At 69.4% G+C, this 14634-nt stretch carries 18 protein-coding genes and 1 tRNA gene; 16 read left to right on the forward strand and 3 right to left on the reverse strand.

Going from position 1 to position 14634, the window contains the following annotated elements; genetic code table 11:
- Positions 1-226 precede the first annotated feature (226 nt).
- The 8 genes from ACH0BZ_RS07455 (at position 227) to ACH0BZ_RS07490 (ending at position 4352) form a co-directional block, all read left to right on the forward strand.
- On the forward strand, positions 227-517 hold the full coding sequence (locus tag ACH0BZ_RS07455; RefSeq protein WP_406897411.1) for a hypothetical protein: 291 nt from the start codon (positions 227-229) through the stop codon (positions 515-517).
- A gap of 217 nt (positions 518-734) precedes the next feature.
- The gene (locus tag ACH0BZ_RS07460; protein WP_406897413.1) at positions 735-1613 is read left to right on the forward strand and encodes an AAA family ATPase; all 879 of its coding nucleotides are present in this window, start codon (positions 735-737) and stop codon (positions 1611-1613) included.
- A 118-nt stretch (positions 1614-1731) separates the two neighbouring features.
- The gene (locus ACH0BZ_RS07465; RefSeq protein WP_406897414.1) at positions 1732-2016 is read left to right on the forward strand and encodes a WhiB family transcriptional regulator; all 285 of its coding nucleotides are present in this window, start codon (positions 1732-1734) and stop codon (positions 2014-2016) included.
- A complete protein-coding gene (locus tag ACH0BZ_RS07470) occupies positions 2013-2177 on the forward strand; it encodes a hypothetical protein (protein ID WP_406897416.1) in 165 nt (54 codons plus the stop codon). Before ACH0BZ_RS07465 ends, ACH0BZ_RS07470 begins: the two co-directional genes overlap by 4 nt.
- Entirely contained in the window at positions 2174-2596 is a 423-nt protein-coding gene (locus tag ACH0BZ_RS07475) for a hypothetical protein (RefSeq protein WP_406897418.1), read from the forward strand. Before ACH0BZ_RS07470 ends, ACH0BZ_RS07475 begins: the two co-directional genes overlap by 4 nt.
- Positions 2593-2907, forward strand: coding sequence for a hypothetical protein (locus ACH0BZ_RS07480; RefSeq protein ID WP_406897419.1), 315 nt, complete (start codon positions 2593-2595; stop codon positions 2905-2907). Before ACH0BZ_RS07475 ends, ACH0BZ_RS07480 begins: the two co-directional genes overlap by 4 nt.
- A gap of 3 nt (positions 2908-2910) precedes the next feature.
- A complete protein-coding gene (locus ACH0BZ_RS07485) occupies positions 2911-3378 on the forward strand; it encodes a hypothetical protein (protein WP_406897421.1) in 468 nt (155 codons plus the stop codon).
- A 155-nt stretch (positions 3379-3533) separates the two neighbouring features.
- Positions 3534-4352: a phage major capsid protein gene (locus ACH0BZ_RS07490; protein ID WP_406897423.1), complete on the forward strand. Its 819-nt coding sequence runs from the start codon at positions 3534-3536 to the stop codon at positions 4350-4352.
- Between the two features lie 1315 nt (positions 4353-5667).
- Here the strand turns inward: ACH0BZ_RS07490 and ACH0BZ_RS07495 are convergent.
- From ACH0BZ_RS07495 to ACH0BZ_RS07505, 3 genes are all read right to left on the reverse strand, one after another.
- Complete coding sequence (locus ACH0BZ_RS07495; protein WP_406897425.1) at positions 5668-5988, reverse strand: hypothetical protein; 321 nt, start codon at positions 5986-5988, stop codon at positions 5668-5670.
- The gene (locus tag ACH0BZ_RS07500) at positions 5985-6125 is read right to left on the reverse strand and encodes a hypothetical protein (RefSeq protein ID WP_406897427.1); all 141 of its coding nucleotides are present in this window, start codon (positions 6123-6125) and stop codon (positions 5985-5987) included. The genes ACH0BZ_RS07495 and ACH0BZ_RS07500 overlap by 4 nt, the downstream gene beginning before the upstream one ends.
- A 145-nt stretch (positions 6126-6270) precedes the next feature.
- Positions 6271-6343, reverse strand: a tRNA-Arg gene (locus tag ACH0BZ_RS07505).
- A 128-nt stretch (positions 6344-6471) separates the two neighbouring features.
- Between ACH0BZ_RS07505 and ACH0BZ_RS07510 the strand changes: the two genes are divergently transcribed.
- The 8 genes from ACH0BZ_RS07510 to ACH0BZ_RS07545 all read left to right on the forward strand — a co-directional run bounded on the left by ACH0BZ_RS07510 (position 6472) and on the right by ACH0BZ_RS07545 (position 14300).
- The gene (locus tag ACH0BZ_RS07510; RefSeq protein WP_406897429.1) at positions 6472-8499 is read left to right on the forward strand and encodes a cytochrome c oxidase assembly protein; all 2028 of its coding nucleotides are present in this window, start codon (positions 6472-6474) and stop codon (positions 8497-8499) included.
- A gap of 166 nt (positions 8500-8665) precedes the next feature.
- Positions 8666-9175, forward strand: coding sequence for a single-stranded DNA-binding protein (locus ACH0BZ_RS07515; RefSeq protein WP_406897431.1), 510 nt, complete (start codon positions 8666-8668; stop codon positions 9173-9175).
- Positions 9176-9276: 101 nt separating this feature from the next.
- Positions 9277-10950 carry an energy-dependent translational throttle protein EttA gene (gene ettA / locus ACH0BZ_RS07520; RefSeq protein WP_406897433.1) on the forward strand — a complete coding sequence of 558 codons (1674 nt, stop codon included), beginning with the start codon at positions 9277-9279 and terminating at the stop codon, positions 10948-10950.
- A 6-nt stretch (positions 10951-10956) separates the two neighbouring features.
- A complete protein-coding gene (locus tag ACH0BZ_RS07525; protein ID WP_406897435.1) occupies positions 10957-11376 on the forward strand; it encodes an acyl-CoA thioesterase in 420 nt (139 codons plus the stop codon).
- Positions 11373-11861 (forward strand): acyl-CoA thioesterase, encoded by a 489-nt coding sequence (locus ACH0BZ_RS07530; RefSeq protein WP_406897437.1) that lies wholly within the window; start codon positions 11373-11375, stop codon positions 11859-11861. Before ACH0BZ_RS07525 ends, ACH0BZ_RS07530 begins: the two co-directional genes overlap by 4 nt.
- A complete protein-coding gene (locus ACH0BZ_RS07535; protein ID WP_406897439.1) occupies positions 11858-12343 on the forward strand; it encodes an acyl-CoA thioesterase in 486 nt (161 codons plus the stop codon). Before ACH0BZ_RS07530 ends, ACH0BZ_RS07535 begins: the two co-directional genes overlap by 4 nt.
- Positions 12340-13083 (forward strand): hypothetical protein, encoded by a 744-nt coding sequence (locus ACH0BZ_RS07540; protein ID WP_406897441.1) that lies wholly within the window; start codon positions 12340-12342, stop codon positions 13081-13083. The genes ACH0BZ_RS07535 and ACH0BZ_RS07540 overlap by 4 nt, the downstream gene beginning before the upstream one ends.
- Entirely contained in the window at positions 13080-14300 is a 1221-nt protein-coding gene (locus tag ACH0BZ_RS07545) for a site-specific DNA-methyltransferase (protein WP_406897443.1), read from the forward strand. Before ACH0BZ_RS07540 ends, ACH0BZ_RS07545 begins: the two co-directional genes overlap by 4 nt.
- Positions 14301-14634 lie beyond the last annotated feature (334 nt).

A 14634-nucleotide genomic window follows, 5' to 3' on the forward strand; every position in this document is an offset into this window, starting at 1 on the left:
ACCCACGATTCCCGACGAGGCCCGCGAACTCATCAACGCCATCAACGCGGGGCACTAAAAGTTGTGGAACTCAGGTCTACTGTCCGGCGCCTTGTGGGCCTCGCAGGGGGCCGTGAAAGACGCTGCCACCCTCGTACAACCCGAGGACCTGGACGAGCCTCACAGGACAATCTGGGCCGCAATCTGTGCCCTCGCTGCCCGTGGCGTCACCGGCGCCCAGGCCGTCATGGACGAGATCATCCGCACCGGGGACGCATCACAGCTTGTGCGAGACGAGCTGACCCAAGCGACCACCGCCGGCGGGGTGCCCGAGGCGATCCCGTACTACTGCGCCCAGATTCTCGCCGGCCACTTCCGCCGCGCTGTGGAGTCCCACGGCACCGGGTTGGTCGGGTGGTCTGCCACCGCGTCCGAGGACGATCTGTGGATGCACATTGTCACCGGCGGCACTCGCCTGCGCGGGCTGCACGACCGGCTCACCGCTGCCCGTAAGGGGGCTGGCGATGCTCACGAGTGACCCCTTCACCGACGGTGGTCCTGGTGGTCCTGCACATAGGGGTCCAGGACCACAGGACCACTACCCCGACACTGGTCCGGGACCGGTCCGGGACCGCGCTGACCTGCCCGAATACGGAATCACCCGCGCCCGGTACGCCGATGTTGCCGGACTGCTCGCCGGGACCATCCCAGGACCACCTGAACCGGCCTTCGGCGCCCGCACTGACGGACACCGCATGTTCTACGCCGGGCAGGTCAACTTGCTCTTCGGAGACCCCGAATCGGGCAAGACGTGGGTAGCCCTCGCTGCCGCTGCCGAGGCCCTGAACGCCGGGCAGAAGGTCCTCGTGATCGACCTGGACCACAACGGGGTGGCATCCATCGCGGCCCGCCTCGTGGCCCTTGGAGTGGACCCCAAGACCCTGGGGGACCTCGAGCGGTTCCGGTACATCGAACCGGAGGACCGCGGCGACGTGTACGACGTCGTGGACGACTGCGCCGACTGGTCACCTGACCTTGTCGTCGTGGACTCCCTGGGGGAGCTGCTGCCCCTGTTCGGGTCCTCGAGCAACTCCGCCGACGACTTCACCGTGGTCCACACGGCGGTGCTGAAAAAGATGGCGATGGCCGGCGCCGCGGTGCTGCTGATCGACCACCTCGCCAAGGGGTCCGAGTCACGAACGTTCGGCCCCGGCGGCACCGGAGCTAAGCGCCGCGCCATTGGGGGCACTTCGATCCGTGTGCGGGTCAAGGACGCCTTCACACCGGGTTCCGGGGGTGCGGCCTACCTGACGGTGAACAAGGACCGTCACGGCGGCCTGAGACAGCACTGCCCTACCGGGGATCGGGAACCGCTGGCCGGCGTGTTCCACCTGCGGTCCTTCACCGGCGGGGTCCTCTTGGCCGAGACGATCCCACCCGCCGAGGGGGAATCGGCCCCGAGTGACTTCGGGATCGGCGCCAACCCGGAGCGGGTCGCCGCTGACGTGAACGCGCTGACCGCCCTGGACCCGCCCCCGACCTCCAAGCGGGACGTGCAACAGCGCATGAAGTGGGGATCGGATCGCGCCGTGGTCGCCCTGGACGAGTACCGGAGACGCCATGAGAACACGTGAGTGGTCCTTGGTCCTCGACCCCTGGTCCCAGGACCACAGGACCACCCCTTACCAGCACAAACACCGCAGTGGTCCTGAGACCTCCAGGACCACCCAGGACCACTACCGGAAGGCCCGCGTGAATCCACTAACCGAACTACTGGCCGGCCGGGACCGCTGGTCCGGGGCCGCCTGCGCCGGACTGTGGGACGTGTTCGATCCCCGCCGGGACGACGAGACCGCCGACGACTACGAGGCCCGCGTGTATCGCGCCCAGACCGTCTGCGGGACGTGCCCGATCCTGGCCGACTGCCGGGACTTCGCCGGCAACGCCCGACCACGGGACCGCACAGGCGTGTGGGCCGGCATCGCCTACGACCACCGCGGCCGACCGGTCCGCATCCCCTCGAAGGAGTCCAAGTGATCCGCCCCCAAGCCGACGTGTCCGCGCACGTCTACCGCGACGGCAAGCACGTCGTCATGCGCCTGAACCGCGACAACTACCGGCTGACCAAACGTGAGGCCGTACTGCTCGCAGACCAGCTCGTCGATAACGCCGAGCACGCCACGAAGGAGACCCCATGACCGACGACCTCGATCCGCTGTACGCGGCCGCCGCCGAGGCCCACGGCCTACACATCGACGACCTCAAACACTTCGCCGACGACTCGACCACCGCCGAGGGCATCAACGCCCGCGCCGCCCAGATCGCCGACGCCATCGACCGGGCGCAGGCCGAGCAGGATGCCGACCGGGCCGACGCAATCACCGCGCAGCTCGCCGCCGTCGCCGCCCTCGACGCCACCGTCAACAACACCGGAGACAACCTGAGCGTGCTGCTCGCCGACCTGCCCGTCATGCCGATCATCGGAGCATTGACGGCCGTCGCCGCCGACATCCTCCGCAACATCGACGACGACGCCCGCGCCGACTACCTGAGCGCAGTGCGTGAGCGTATCGCTGCCGGCCACGCCCTACCCGACCACCTCAAGGAGGACATGTGAGACAGCTACCCCAACCCGACGTGCGCGGCTGGCTCGCCTTCACCGGCCTGCCAGCCGACGTGCAGGCCGCCGAGGACGCCACCGCCGCAGCCGACTACGAACGATCACAGACCGGGGTTGGCGTCAGGTTCGAATACAACTACTCCGCGCAGCTGGGCCGCGTGAGGAGCTTCCGCCGGCCCGCCACAGACACCGAACGGCACCTACTGGCGCTGCTCGGTCACCAGGTGCCCGACGAGCTGGACACGTTCGTGCACCACTACACCCAAGCGGTCAGACACCGGTTCTGGCCCGACCTCGAGGAGGACTGACCCATGACCGACCACGACATGCCCGACAACACCCCAGACGAGACCGAGGACCAAGACACCGGCCCGGCTGTCACCGAATCCGGTGGTAGCGACGAGTCAGCCGACGGAGGCGACGAGGCCACCTCGAATACCGACGCGCTGCTCGCCGATCTGGCCAAGGCGCGACGCCAGCGCAACGAGGCCCGCTCACAGCTGGGCATGACTCAGGACCACCTCGATTCCGCCCGCCGCCAGCTCGTGGACGCCGAGATCATCCGCGCCGGATTCAAGCCCGCCGGCATCCGCGCCGGGGGCCTCGACGAGACCACACTGTTCGACCACAACGGCATCCTCGACCGCATCGCCGCACGGCACGCGATCAAGGACGCCGCCCGCGAACTCGGCCTACCGCCACGCACCAACCCCGGCGACAACCGGGACCGGTCGGTCCCACCCAAGGCCAGCTGGCACGACGCCCTCAACCCCAAGTAGCACCCCTGGTCCCGGCCATGACAAACGTCGTGGCCGGGACTACAATCACTAGGTGAACGCGGAGCCGAGACGGCCACGCGCAGCACGCGAGACGCGACCACCGAGGCGAGACGCCGAGGACCACAACACACCACCTCACCGGAAGGTCACCTCTCGTGCTCACCAACGGCTCACCCATCCTCACCCCCGACCAGGTCCAGGCCCTCGTCGTCGAACCCACCCTCGCCGCCAGCATCGCCACCAGCGTCTGCGGCGTCATCAACACCAACAGCGAGGTCACCCGCATCCCGCGCATCACCTCCGACCCCACCGCCGAGTGGGTCGAGGAAGGCGCAGAGATCCCCACCTCCAACGCCACCGCCGATGAACTGGTCATCGTCCCCGCCAAGGTCGCCGCACTGTCCGTGATCAGCAACGAGCTGGCCAACGACACCGCGCCCGCCGCCGCCAACATCATCGGAGCCGGCATCGTCCGCGACCTCGTCCGCGAAGTCGACGCCGCGTTCTTCGGAGCCAAGGCCGCCCCCGCACCCTCCGGCCTCGCCGCCCTCGACGGCGTCACCACCACCACCGGAACCCTCGACGACTTCGACATCTTCGTCGATGCCATCGCCGCCGTCCAGGCCGCAGGCGGCACCGTCAACGCCTGGGTCGCCAACCCCACCGACGCCGCCACCATCGCCAAGATCAAGACCAGCGCCGGCTCCAACATGACCGCCCTATCCGGCGACCCCTCAACCCCCGGCCGACGCGTCATCGAAGGCGCACCCCTGTACGTCACCCCCGAAGTCGCCGCCGGAACCATCTGGACCCTCGACGCCACCAGCGCACAGATCGTCCTCCGCAACGACGCCGAAGTCGCCATCGACCGAAGCGTCTACTTCACCAGCGACCGGTGCGCCGTCCGAGGCACCCTCCGCATCGGCTGGGGTTTCACCCGACCTGCCAGCATCGGCAAGATCACCATCACCTGACCAGCCCGACGGGGGTGGGGCACCGCACCCCACCCCCACCCCGCTGGACACTCCACGGCTTAGGTCCGTTACACACACAGGGCCGACTCCACAGAGGGGTGCGGGAGGGCCCCCTCCCGGCCCTACGGAAGCCCCCGTGGCTTAGCTCCCAATATCCCCCCGAGGGCATGTCCGCATCTGGTCCACAGAGGGGTGGGGGTGGGCCCCGCCCCCGGTGCCCTGGGAGCCCCCACGGCTTACGCGCTAGGGCCGTGTACGGGACTGGGGATTTTGGTCTGTGGGGTCATGGTGACCTTGCAGTTGCGGTGATGACGGCGGCAACCACGGTGCTTAGCACCGTGGTTGCCCACGAGCGGCTCTTAAGTTTGGCGAGCTGGGAGTCGGCATCGCCGCCGACTGTCCCCTTCGCTATTTAGAGATCTCTGAATATCGACGCTGCCTCTACCCCGCCGCCTGCGTGGGGAGGATTATTGGAAGAATCTCCAATATCGACGCTGCCTCTACCCCGCCGCGCCAGCGTGGTGCGGATCGCGACTCTCAGGTGTGTTCCGAGACCACACCTGACGCCCGCCGCGTCTGCGTGGGGCGGATATGCGCCGATCAAAAGTGTCCAAGTTGGACACTTTGCCCGCCGCCCCTGCGTGGGGCGGATGCTTCCCGAGCTGCACCGGGTGGTCATGGTGACCATGCAGTTGCGGTGATGACGACGGCAACTGCCGTGTTTAACGCCGTGGTCGGGTTTGCCGGTTTGGGACCGGTAAACGTGGGGGCGCATCTGGGATGCGACCCGGCACGGTCAGTCGAACCGTCCTTCGGCACGCCGCCCGCCTACCCGCCACGTTGACGACTTGCGGGACCGGTATGCCTCACCAGACAAAGTTTCGCCTCGTGCGCGCTCCATCTGCTCACGTGCCCTTTTCACGGCCTTGCTCTCTCGCTTGCGTTCGGTCATGCCGCGCCTCCTGGTGGTGGGTTACTGCTACTGACAAACATATGGAGTTCCCCTGCGGGGAACCCTGGCCTTGCTGGCCCCTTCCCCGGATTTTTGCCCGAACACCATGCCCCGTTAGTCCATCACGGCACGACAGGTAGCCCTCCCACGTTTCGTGAAAGAGCTGGTCGTGATCCCTGCCCGTCGTCTGCGCAGACCCGAGGGTGGGACGCCCCCGCCGGTTCGGGGGATTGACTGCACCGGGACTTCGGTTGGTTTGGGGCTAACCCGTCTGTAAACGCCCGTGGTTTGGCCGCTGAGCGGTCACCGCGCCAACCGTGTACCTGAAGGCCACGGTTGGACGGAAACGGCCCAGGGGCGCGTTTAGGGGGTGTTTTCGGTGAGTCGCCGTATCGCGGCGTCGCGTTCCCGGTCCACGATTTCGGCTGCGTCGAGCAGCGCGTAGCCGAGGGTGCGGGCGTCCTCGACGGTGTAAGTCGCCGGTGGGGTGCGGCCGTTGTTCTGCCACAGCGAAATCCACGGCGTGTCGTCGTATTCGATGTCCTGCGATATGCGGACTACGGCCCGGTACTGGTCGGCGCGGCCGAGGTGGTCGTCGATCCTGCCGAGCCAGCGGGCGCGGGTGTGGAATGTCTCGCCCTGGTAGTGGCGGGTTTCTTCGCTGGTCCACCACTTGTCGGTCATGCTGCACCGTCCTGCGCGGCGTCGAGCTGGCGCCAGAATTCGGCGATCATGGTGGCGCGCTCGTCGTCGTCGAGGCCGACACGCACATCGACGGTAGGCGTGACGGGATGGTGTGTGGGATGCTGGCTGTTGGCCATGACGCTTACCTCGTCTTGGTCGCTGGCCCCGAGCGTTCCCGCGCTACGGGGCCATTTCTATTGACCAACACAAGGCAACTTGTACGCCAGTTGCACGACCTGCGGATCACACAGCATTAATGCCGTTTGACCTGCGTAAACCTTGCGCCCCCGAGAGGATTCGAACCCCTGACCAGCCGGGTAGAAACCGGATGCTCTATCCACTGAGCTACGGAGGCCTGGCAGGCCGCTAGCGCGGCGTCGCCGGGAGAATCGTAGCCGATCGCGTGGTTGCCGGGCCCACGGCCAGCGCCCCCGCCGCCACCATGAATAGGCCGCCGACCGCCCCGCTTCCTACGATGGACCCATGTCGTCGTCCAAGGCCCCCGCCACCATCGGACCGCTCCGTACCCGCAGCGTCGTACCCCTGGTGGTATTGCTCGCGGCGGTGGGCGCCGGGGTGGCGGTGCCGCTGTCCGGCATGTCCACGGACGCGGCGCTCGAGCTCATCGGTGTGCCCGACCCGGGGCTGCTCACCACGGCGGGGCTGCCGGCGGTGCGGACGATCGGCGAGATCCTGGCCGCGGTGGCCGTGGGCGCGGGCCTGTTCGCCGCGTTCTTCACGCCGCCGCAGAAGGACAAGACCCTGGACGTGGACGGCTACCGCGCCCAGCAGATCGCGTCCTGGGCCAACATCGCGTGGGCGGTGGCGGCGGCGCTGCTCATCCCGCTCACGCTCTCCGACGTCTCCGGCCGGACGCTGTGGCAGACGCTGCCACCGGACCAATGGCTGGTGGCCATCAGCTCGATCGACGTGGCGTCCTCGTGGCGGTGGTCGGCGATCATCGCCCTGGTCGCGGGCGTGGGGCAGAGGCTTACGGTGAGCTGGCGATGGTCGGTGATCTGGCTGGCCGTCACCGTGCTCTCGCTGCTGCCGGTGGCGGCCACGGGCCACGCGTCGGGCAGCACGGCGCACGACATCGCCACCAACTCGCTCATCATCCACCTGTTCGCCGCGGTCTTCTACGTGGGCGGGCTCGTGGCCGTCATCGCCCACACCTTGCGGGGCGGGGCGCGGGTGGCGCTCGCGCTGCGCCGCTACTCGGTGGTGGCCACGGTCGCGATCGTGGCGCTGGGCCTGTCGGGCGTGATCAACGCACTGGTGCGCGTGCTGCCGTCCGACCTGTTCTCCTCTACCTACGGGCTGCTCGTGGTGGCCAAGCTGCTGTGCCTGGGCCTGCTCGCGGTGTTCGGGCTGGCGGTGCGCCGCCGGATCATCGCGCGCATTGAGTCCCGGCGCGCCAACGCCCCCGTGGACCGGGGCACGCTCCTGCGGATCGTGCTGGTGGAGTCGGTCGTCATGGCAGGCACCATGGCGCTGGCCGTCTCGCTGGGCCGCACCCCCCCGCCGGCGCCGCGCTACATCCCCACCCGGCAGGAGGCCTTCCTCGGCTTCGAACTGCCCGGGCCGTTCTCCTTCGGCACGGTCTTCGGGCTGTGGCGCTTCGACCTGGTGCTGGGCCTGGCCTCGGTGATCCTGCTGGGCCTGTACGTCTGGGGCATGGTCCACCTGCACCGCCGCGGCGACGCGTGGCCGGTCGGCCGCACCGTGTCCTGGGTCCTCGGCTGCGTGACCATGTTCCTCACCACCAGCACCGGCCTGGGGATGTACATGATGGCAGACTTCGCCTCCCACATGGTGGGCCACATGCTGCTCTCGATGCTCGTGCCGGTGATGCTCGTCCTGGGCGGGCCGTTCACGCTCGCGTTGCGCGCGCTGCCGGCCGCGGGCCGCGGCAACCCGCCCGGGCCCCGCGAGTGGCTGGTGGAGTTCATCAACAATCCGCTCTCGCACTTCCTCACCCACCCCGTGGTGGCGGCCGTGCAGTTCGTGGCCGGGTTCTACCTCGTCTACTTCGCCGGCTTCTACGACACGCTCGTGTCCGACCACATCGGGCACATGTTTATGAACGTCCACTTCCTCATCAGCGGCTACCTCTTCTACTGGGTGCTCATCGGGGTGGACGCCGCGCCGCGGCAGTACTCGCCCATCTACAAGCTCATGGTGCTGCTCGGCTCGCTGCCGTTCCACGCCTTTTTCGGCATCATGCTCATGAACTACCCGACCGTGCTGGGGGAGACCTGGTACGAGGGCATCGGGCTGCCGTGGATCCCCGATCTCCTGCAGAGTCAGCGGGTCGGCGGCGGCATCGCATGGGCGGCGGGCGAGATCCCGCTGTTCGTCGTGATGCTGGCCCTGGCCTGGCAGTGGTTCCAGTCCGACATGCGCGAGGCGCGCCGCGGGGAGCGGCAGGCCGACCGGGACGAGGACGCCGAGCTCAGGGCCTACAACGAGATGCTCCGCCAGATGTCCCAGGGCGGGAACCGGGGCTGAGACCGTCGGCCTCGCCGTCGTCACACGGTCCTTTCTCCACACCCCCTGGTGTCTCCACAGGGAGGGCGCCGCGGGCCCCGATCCGGCGGGGTGACGACGGTGAGGTGGGGCACGCTCGGCGGTGAGGTCGACACCGGGTCGGCCGCAGCTGACGAGGAGCGATCCCATGAACGAGACCCTGACCACCGTCCGCGGCAACATCGTCAACAACCCCACCACCCGGCGGGTGGGGGACGACATCGTGCTCAACTTCCGTGTGGCCAGCAACACGCGCCGCCAGGACCGTGACACCGGCGAGTGGCGCACCACCAGCACCCTCTTCCTGGCCGTGTCATGTTGGGGCAACCTCGCGCGCCAGGCCAGCGGCCGGCTCTTCATGGGCGACGCGGTGATCGTCCAGGGCCGCCTGCACTCCAACGAGTACGAGCGCGACGGCGTCCCCACCCGCGACACCGAGATGCGGTGTTACGCGCTCGGACCGGACATGTCGCGGATGGACGTCACCGTCAAGCGCCTCAAGAAGGTGGACCGGCCCGGGGACGACGACGAGGCGGACGTGCCCACCGACGTGTCCGGACTCGAGGAGGCCCCTGAGGGTGATCTCGTGGGGGCGGCCGCGGGGGAGACGGCGGACGCGGGTGGCCCGCGCGGGGGCGGCACGGGCGCGCCGTTCTGACCAGCGGGCCGGGGCCGGCCGCGGGCACGTAGCATGGGGGTCGTGCCCGCGGCCGGCCCGCGGCGATGAGAGTGCATACGCGCAGGTGAAAGGGTGTATCCGTGGCAGAGTTCATCTACACGATGAAGAAGGTCCGTAAGGCGCACGGGGACAAGGTGATCCTCGACGACGTGACGATGGCCTTCTACCCCGGCGCCAAGATCGGCGTCGTGGGTCCCAACGGCGCGGGTAAGTCCTCGATCCTCAAGATCATGGCCGGGCTGGACCAGCCGTCCAACGGCGAGGCGTTCCTCGACCCGGAGGCCAGCGTCGGCATCCTCATGCAGGAGCCGGAGCTGGACGAGACCAAGACGGTCAGGGAGAACGTCGAGGACGGCCTCGGCGAGACCATGGTGCAGCTGCGCCGGTACAACGAGGTCGCCGAGGAGATGGCGACCAACTACACCGACGAGCTCATGGAGGAGATGGGCAAGCTGCAGGAGGCGCTCGACGCGGTGGACGCGTGGGACGTGGACTCGCAGATCGAGCAGGCCATGGACGCGCTGCGCTGCCCGCCGGGCGACGCGCCGGTCACCCACCTGTCCGGTGGTGAGAAGCGCCGGGTGGCGCTGTGCAAGCTCCTGCTGAGCAAGCCCGACCTGCTGCTGCTCGACGAGCCCACCAACCACCTCGACGCCGAATCGGTGCTGTGGCTCGAGCAGCACCTGGCCGCCTACTCCGGTGCCGTCCTGGCCGTGACACACGACCGCTACTTCCTCGACCACGTGGCGCAGTGGATCTGTGAGGTCGACCGCGGCAAGCTGCACCCCTACGAGGGCAACTACTCCACCTACCTGGAGAAGAAGGCCGAGCGCCTCGAGGTGCAGGGCAAGAAGGACCAGAAGCTGCAGAAGCGCCTCAAGCAGGAGCTCGAGTGGGTCCGCTCCGGCGCCAAGGCCCGCCAGACCAAGTCCAAGGCCCGCCTGGCCAAGTACGAGGAGATGGCGGCCGAGGCCGAGAAGCACAGGAAGCTGGACTTCGAAGAGATCCAGATCCCCACCCCGCCCCGCCTGGGCAACGTCGTGGTGGAGGTCGAGAACCTGGAGAAGGGCTTCGACGACCGCGTGCTCATCAAGGACCTGTCCTTCACGCTGCCGCGCAACGGCATCGTCGGCGTGATCGGCCCCAACGGCGTCGGTAAGACGACCCTGTTCAAGACCATCGTCGGGCTGGAGGAGCCGGACTCGGGCACCGTCCGGATCGGCGACACGGTCAAGCTGAGCTACGTGGACCAGAACCGCGCCAACATCGACCCGGAGAAGTCGGTCTGGGAGGTCGTCTCCGAGGGCATGGACTACATCGAGGTGGGCCAGAACGAGATGCCCTCGCGCGCCTACGTGAGCGCCTTCGGCTTCAAGGGTCCGGACCAGCAGAAGAAGGCCGGCGTCCTCTCCGGTGGTGAGCGCAACCGCCTCAACCTGGCGCTCACGCTCAAGGAGGGCGGCAACCTGATCCTCCTGGACGAGCCGACCAACGACCTGGACGTGGAGACCCTGTCCAGCCTGGAGAACGCGCTCGTCGAGTTCCCCGGCTGCGCCGTCGTGATTTCCCACGACCGCTGGTTCCTCGACCGCACCTGTACCCACATCCTCGCGTGGGAGGGCAACGTCGAGGAGGGCCAGTGGTACTGGTTCGAAGGCAACTTCGAGGGCTACGAGGAGAACAAGATCGCCCGTCTCGGCGCCGAGGCGGCCCGCCCGTCGCGGGTCACCCACCGCAAGCTCACCCGGGACTGATCGCCGGTGCCGGCCTTCGAATGCGTCCTGCCGGTCCGGGTCACCGACTTCGGGCCGAGCATGCACATGGACAACATCTCCTTCCAGGAGTTCGTGCAGGAGTCCCGTAACGCCTTCCTCCTCGACCGCGGACTCGTCCCCGGCGCGGAGGGGGCGCAGCTCATGCTGGTGCGTACCATGGCGCTCGACTACGCGGCGCCGGTGCCGTTCGGCGTCACCGAACTCACCATGACGGTGGAAGCCACCCACATCGGGCGCACGTCGTTCACCCTGCGGCACCGCATGCGGATCGACGATGACGTGGTGTTCACCGCCGAGGTGGTGCTCATCGCGAGCAACTCCGAGGATCGCTCCGAGGAGATCTCGCCGCGGTTCCGCGCGGAGCTGGAGTCGATTCTCACGGAGGAGACCGAGGAGGCGTCATGAGCCAGGCAGCCGCGGCCGCGGACAACGGCCCGTTCCGCTGCACCCTGCAGGTGCGGTGGGCGGACTTCGACCAACTCGGCCACGTCAACAACGTCAAGTACATCGAGTACGCGCAGGAGGCGCGGATCCTCTTTATCCGCAGCCGCTTCGGCCCGTTCGGGCTGGGCAACCTCCCGCAGGTCGTGCGGCGGCTGGAGATCGACCACCTGCGGCCGGTCCTGCGCGACTCGACGACCGTGGACGTCGTGATTGAGGTGGAGCACGTGGGCACCACCTCCTATCAGATCCGGCAGACGATCCTCGACGCCGCCGGCGACGTGTGCTGCGAGATCCGGGCGGTCATGGTCGCCTTCGACACGTCCAGCTCTACAGCCGTCGAGATCCCGGGCGGGGTGCGCAACGTGCTCGAGGCGGCCCGGGAGCGGGCGGCGCTCACCGGCCACCCGGACGACTCCGTGCCGCCCCACCCGGAGCCGGGCGAGTGAGCGACACCCTGGTCTACGAGGCGGGTGGCCCGCTCGGGATCTCCGGCGAGCCCGGCCGCCGCGTCTTCACCGCCGCCCTGCCGGTCCGCTGGTCCGACCAGGATCTCTACCACCACGTCAACCACGCGCGGATGATCACGCTCATCGAGGAGGCTCGCATCCCGTGGCTCTTCGAGGAGGGCACGCCCACCGCCACCCTCGCCGCCGGTGCCGTGATGACCGACCTCCGGGTGCGTTACCGCGGGCAGGTCAAGTACGCCGACGGGCCCATCCGGGTGCGCATGTGGTGCGAGAAGGTGGGCGGCGCGCTCGTGGTGCTCCGCCACCAGGTCCGCGGCCGCCACACCCCGGACGACGCGCCCCCTGCTGTGGACTGCACGGCCACCGTCGCCGCCTTCGACCTTGCCGCCCAGCGTCCCCGCCGGCTGAGCCGGGCCGAGCGCGACTACCTGCGCGAGTTCCTCCACGAGGAGCCCGCGTGATACTTCCTGGAAGCGGCGACGGGGGAGCAGACGGCGGGGTCGTCATCCCGGACCCTGCGGACCGCGACGACCTGCGCACTCTCCTGCGCCGCCTGCTGCGACTCGACGAGGCCACGGTCGTGCGCTTCACCGACGGCGGCGCCGCCGAGCCTGCCGCCGCTGGTTCGGCCGCAGCCGAGTCCGCCGCCGCGCCCCGTCTGCGCGTCTGGGCGCGGACCCCGTTCGGCGCGCTCGTCGTGCGCGGGCTCGGCGGCACGTGCCCCGGCGGGGACGTCGTGGCCGGCGCCGACCACCTGCTCACAGAGCTCGACGTGCTGCCCCGCGGAGACCGCGAGGGCCGGGTCGATCCCGGGATGCCCCTGACCTCCTCGTGGCAGGGACTGCTGCCGCCGGTGGACGGGTTCACCGCGGTCGAGGACATCCCCGCCCAGGTGCTGCTCGACCTCGCCGAGTCCGGCCGCGACGCCGCCCGCGAGAGCGCCGGCCCCGCCGGCCTGCCGCCTTCGCTGCTCGATCAGGAGGCGCTTATCGTGGGCGCCGACACCGACGCTCCGGTCGGCGTGGACATGCGCACCGTGTTCTCGGCGGTGATGTGCGGATTCGTGCCCGAGCGCGCGGGCCGCGCCCCCGACCGCGAGCCAGTCCGCGTGAGTACCCGTGTCCCGTGGGTGCGGCTGGACGCCCGCTTCGGCACCGTCTTCCGCCGGCCCGACGCACTCACCCTCGACCCGGTGCGGTGACCGCCGACTTCGCCGTCACGTGGCCGGGCCGCGGGGAGCCCGAGCCGCCCGGTGCGTACGGCCCGGCGCCCGAGGTCGTCGAGACCGTCCGGGGTGACGACGGCGAGGTGTCCGGTGCCGTCCTGGTGGGCGACGGCGGGCGGTTTCCCGAGGCTGCGGCGGCTCTCGACGAGATGGGCCTGGCCCCCGCCGGTGCGGCCCAGCTGGTCTACCTCGACCCGCCCTATAACCGCGGAGGCCGCTTCGAGGGCTACCGCGACGACATGCCGCGCGCGGAGTGGCTCGGCTACATCGAGACACGCCTGCGCGTGGCCCGCGACCTGCTCGCCGAGGCCGGGACGCTGTGGGTGCACCTCGACGACGCCGAGGCCCACCGCGTTCGCTGCCTGCTCGACGACGTGCTGGGCGCGGACGCCTTCCTCGCCGACCTCACCGTGGAGAGCAACCCCAAGGGCCGTCAGCTCGACCGGTTCTTCGCCGGCTCCCACGACCGGCTGATGGTGTATGCCCGCGACCCGGCTCGGGTGCGGCTGACGGCGGGCGTCGCCGCCGCCGTCAACCCCGCCGACTTCCCTCACACAGGCCCCGACGGCGTCAACTACCGCCTGCTGCCGCTGCGCAACACCAACAAGCGCTTCAATCCGCGGACGGCGCCCACGATGACCTACCCGCTGTACGGCGACCCGGAGACCGGCGTGGTCGCCGTCGATCCCGACCCCGCCGCCGACCCCGGCTCCGGCTCCGGGATGGTCGAGATCCACCCGGTGTTCGGCGACCTCACCCCGGCGGTGTGGCGCTGGTCCCGCGAGCGGGCGCGCGAGCGCGTCGACGAGCTGGTGTGCCGGACCGTGCGCGGCCGCTCCGGGCCGCGCGTGGACGTCTACCAGCGCGACCGCCACGAGGAGGGCCGGGTCAAGAAGCTCAAGACCGTGTGGCTCTCGCAGGAGGTCGGCTCCACCGACACCGCCCGGGCCGAGCTGCGGCGGGCCGGCGTCGAGGGGTTCCGCACACCCAAGCCGGAGGCGCTGATGCGCCGGATCGTGGAGCTCGCCACCGAGACCGGGGACCTCGTCGTCGACCTCTTTGCCGGCTCGGGTACCACCGCCGTCGCCGCCCGCGACCTGGGTCGACGCTGGGTGGTGGTGGAGCGCAACCCGGACACGGTGCGCGACGTGCTCCTGCCGCGGCTCCGCGCCACGGCTCGCCCCGACCACTGATCCGGCCGACCTGGCCGTTCGGCACCCGTGTTCACGAGGCTCCGGCGTTTCGCTCACTCGCGCACCACCGCTGCCGACGGCGGGTGGGATCCGCCCACCGCCCCGGCTGGACGGAAATTCCGCAGCAAATCCGAGGTGAAATCGCACCTCGGATCGGCGGGGCGGCCGGGGAGTGAGCGACTTGAGTGTGGAAAGCGTGCGACTCGATCTGGCGGAACCGACTCGCGCAGGGTTGAGCGCACGATGCGCTCACGTCATACGGGCGGAGCCCGACGCCGGTCGCGGTTCGCGAATCGCATGTGAACGATGCGGCTCGTGGGAGTGGAGTGAGTGC

The sequence above is a fragment of the Dietzia sp. 179-F 9C3 NHS genome (assembly GCF_045369825.1).
GTDB lineage: Bacteria > Actinomycetota > Actinomycetes > Mycobacteriales > Mycobacteriaceae > Dietzia.

Bases quoted from the DNA above. Each gene is read 5' to 3' on its own strand.
- ACH0BZ_RS07455 (WP_406897411.1), top strand. From the start codon at position 227: ATGGACGAGATCATCCGCACCGGGGACGCATCACAGCTTGTGCGAGAC.
- ACH0BZ_RS07460 (WP_406897413.1), top strand. From the start codon at position 735: ATGTTCTACGCCGGGCAGGTCAACTTGCTCTTCGGAGACCCCGAATCG.
- ACH0BZ_RS07475 (WP_406897418.1), top strand. From the start codon at position 2,174: ATGACCGACGACCTCGATCCGCTGTACGCGGCCGCCGCCGAGGCCCAC.
- ACH0BZ_RS07485 (WP_406897421.1), top strand. From the start codon at position 2,911: ATGACCGACCACGACATGCCCGACAACACCCCAGACGAGACCGAGGAC.
- ACH0BZ_RS07495 (WP_406897425.1), bottom strand. From the start codon at position 5,988: ATGACCGACAAGTGGTGGACCAGCGAAGAAACCCGCCACTACCAGGGC.
- ACH0BZ_RS07500 (WP_406897427.1), bottom strand. From the start codon at position 6,125: ATGGCCAACAGCCAGCATCCCACACACCATCCCGTCACGCCTACCGTC.
- ACH0BZ_RS07510 (WP_406897429.1), top strand. From the start codon at position 6,472: ATGTCGTCGTCCAAGGCCCCCGCCACCATCGGACCGCTCCGTACCCGC.
- ACH0BZ_RS07515 (WP_406897431.1), top strand. From the start codon at position 8,666: ATGAACGAGACCCTGACCACCGTCCGCGGCAACATCGTCAACAACCCC.
- ACH0BZ_RS07530 (WP_406897437.1), top strand. From the start codon at position 11,373: ATGAGCCAGGCAGCCGCGGCCGCGGACAACGGCCCGTTCCGCTGCACC.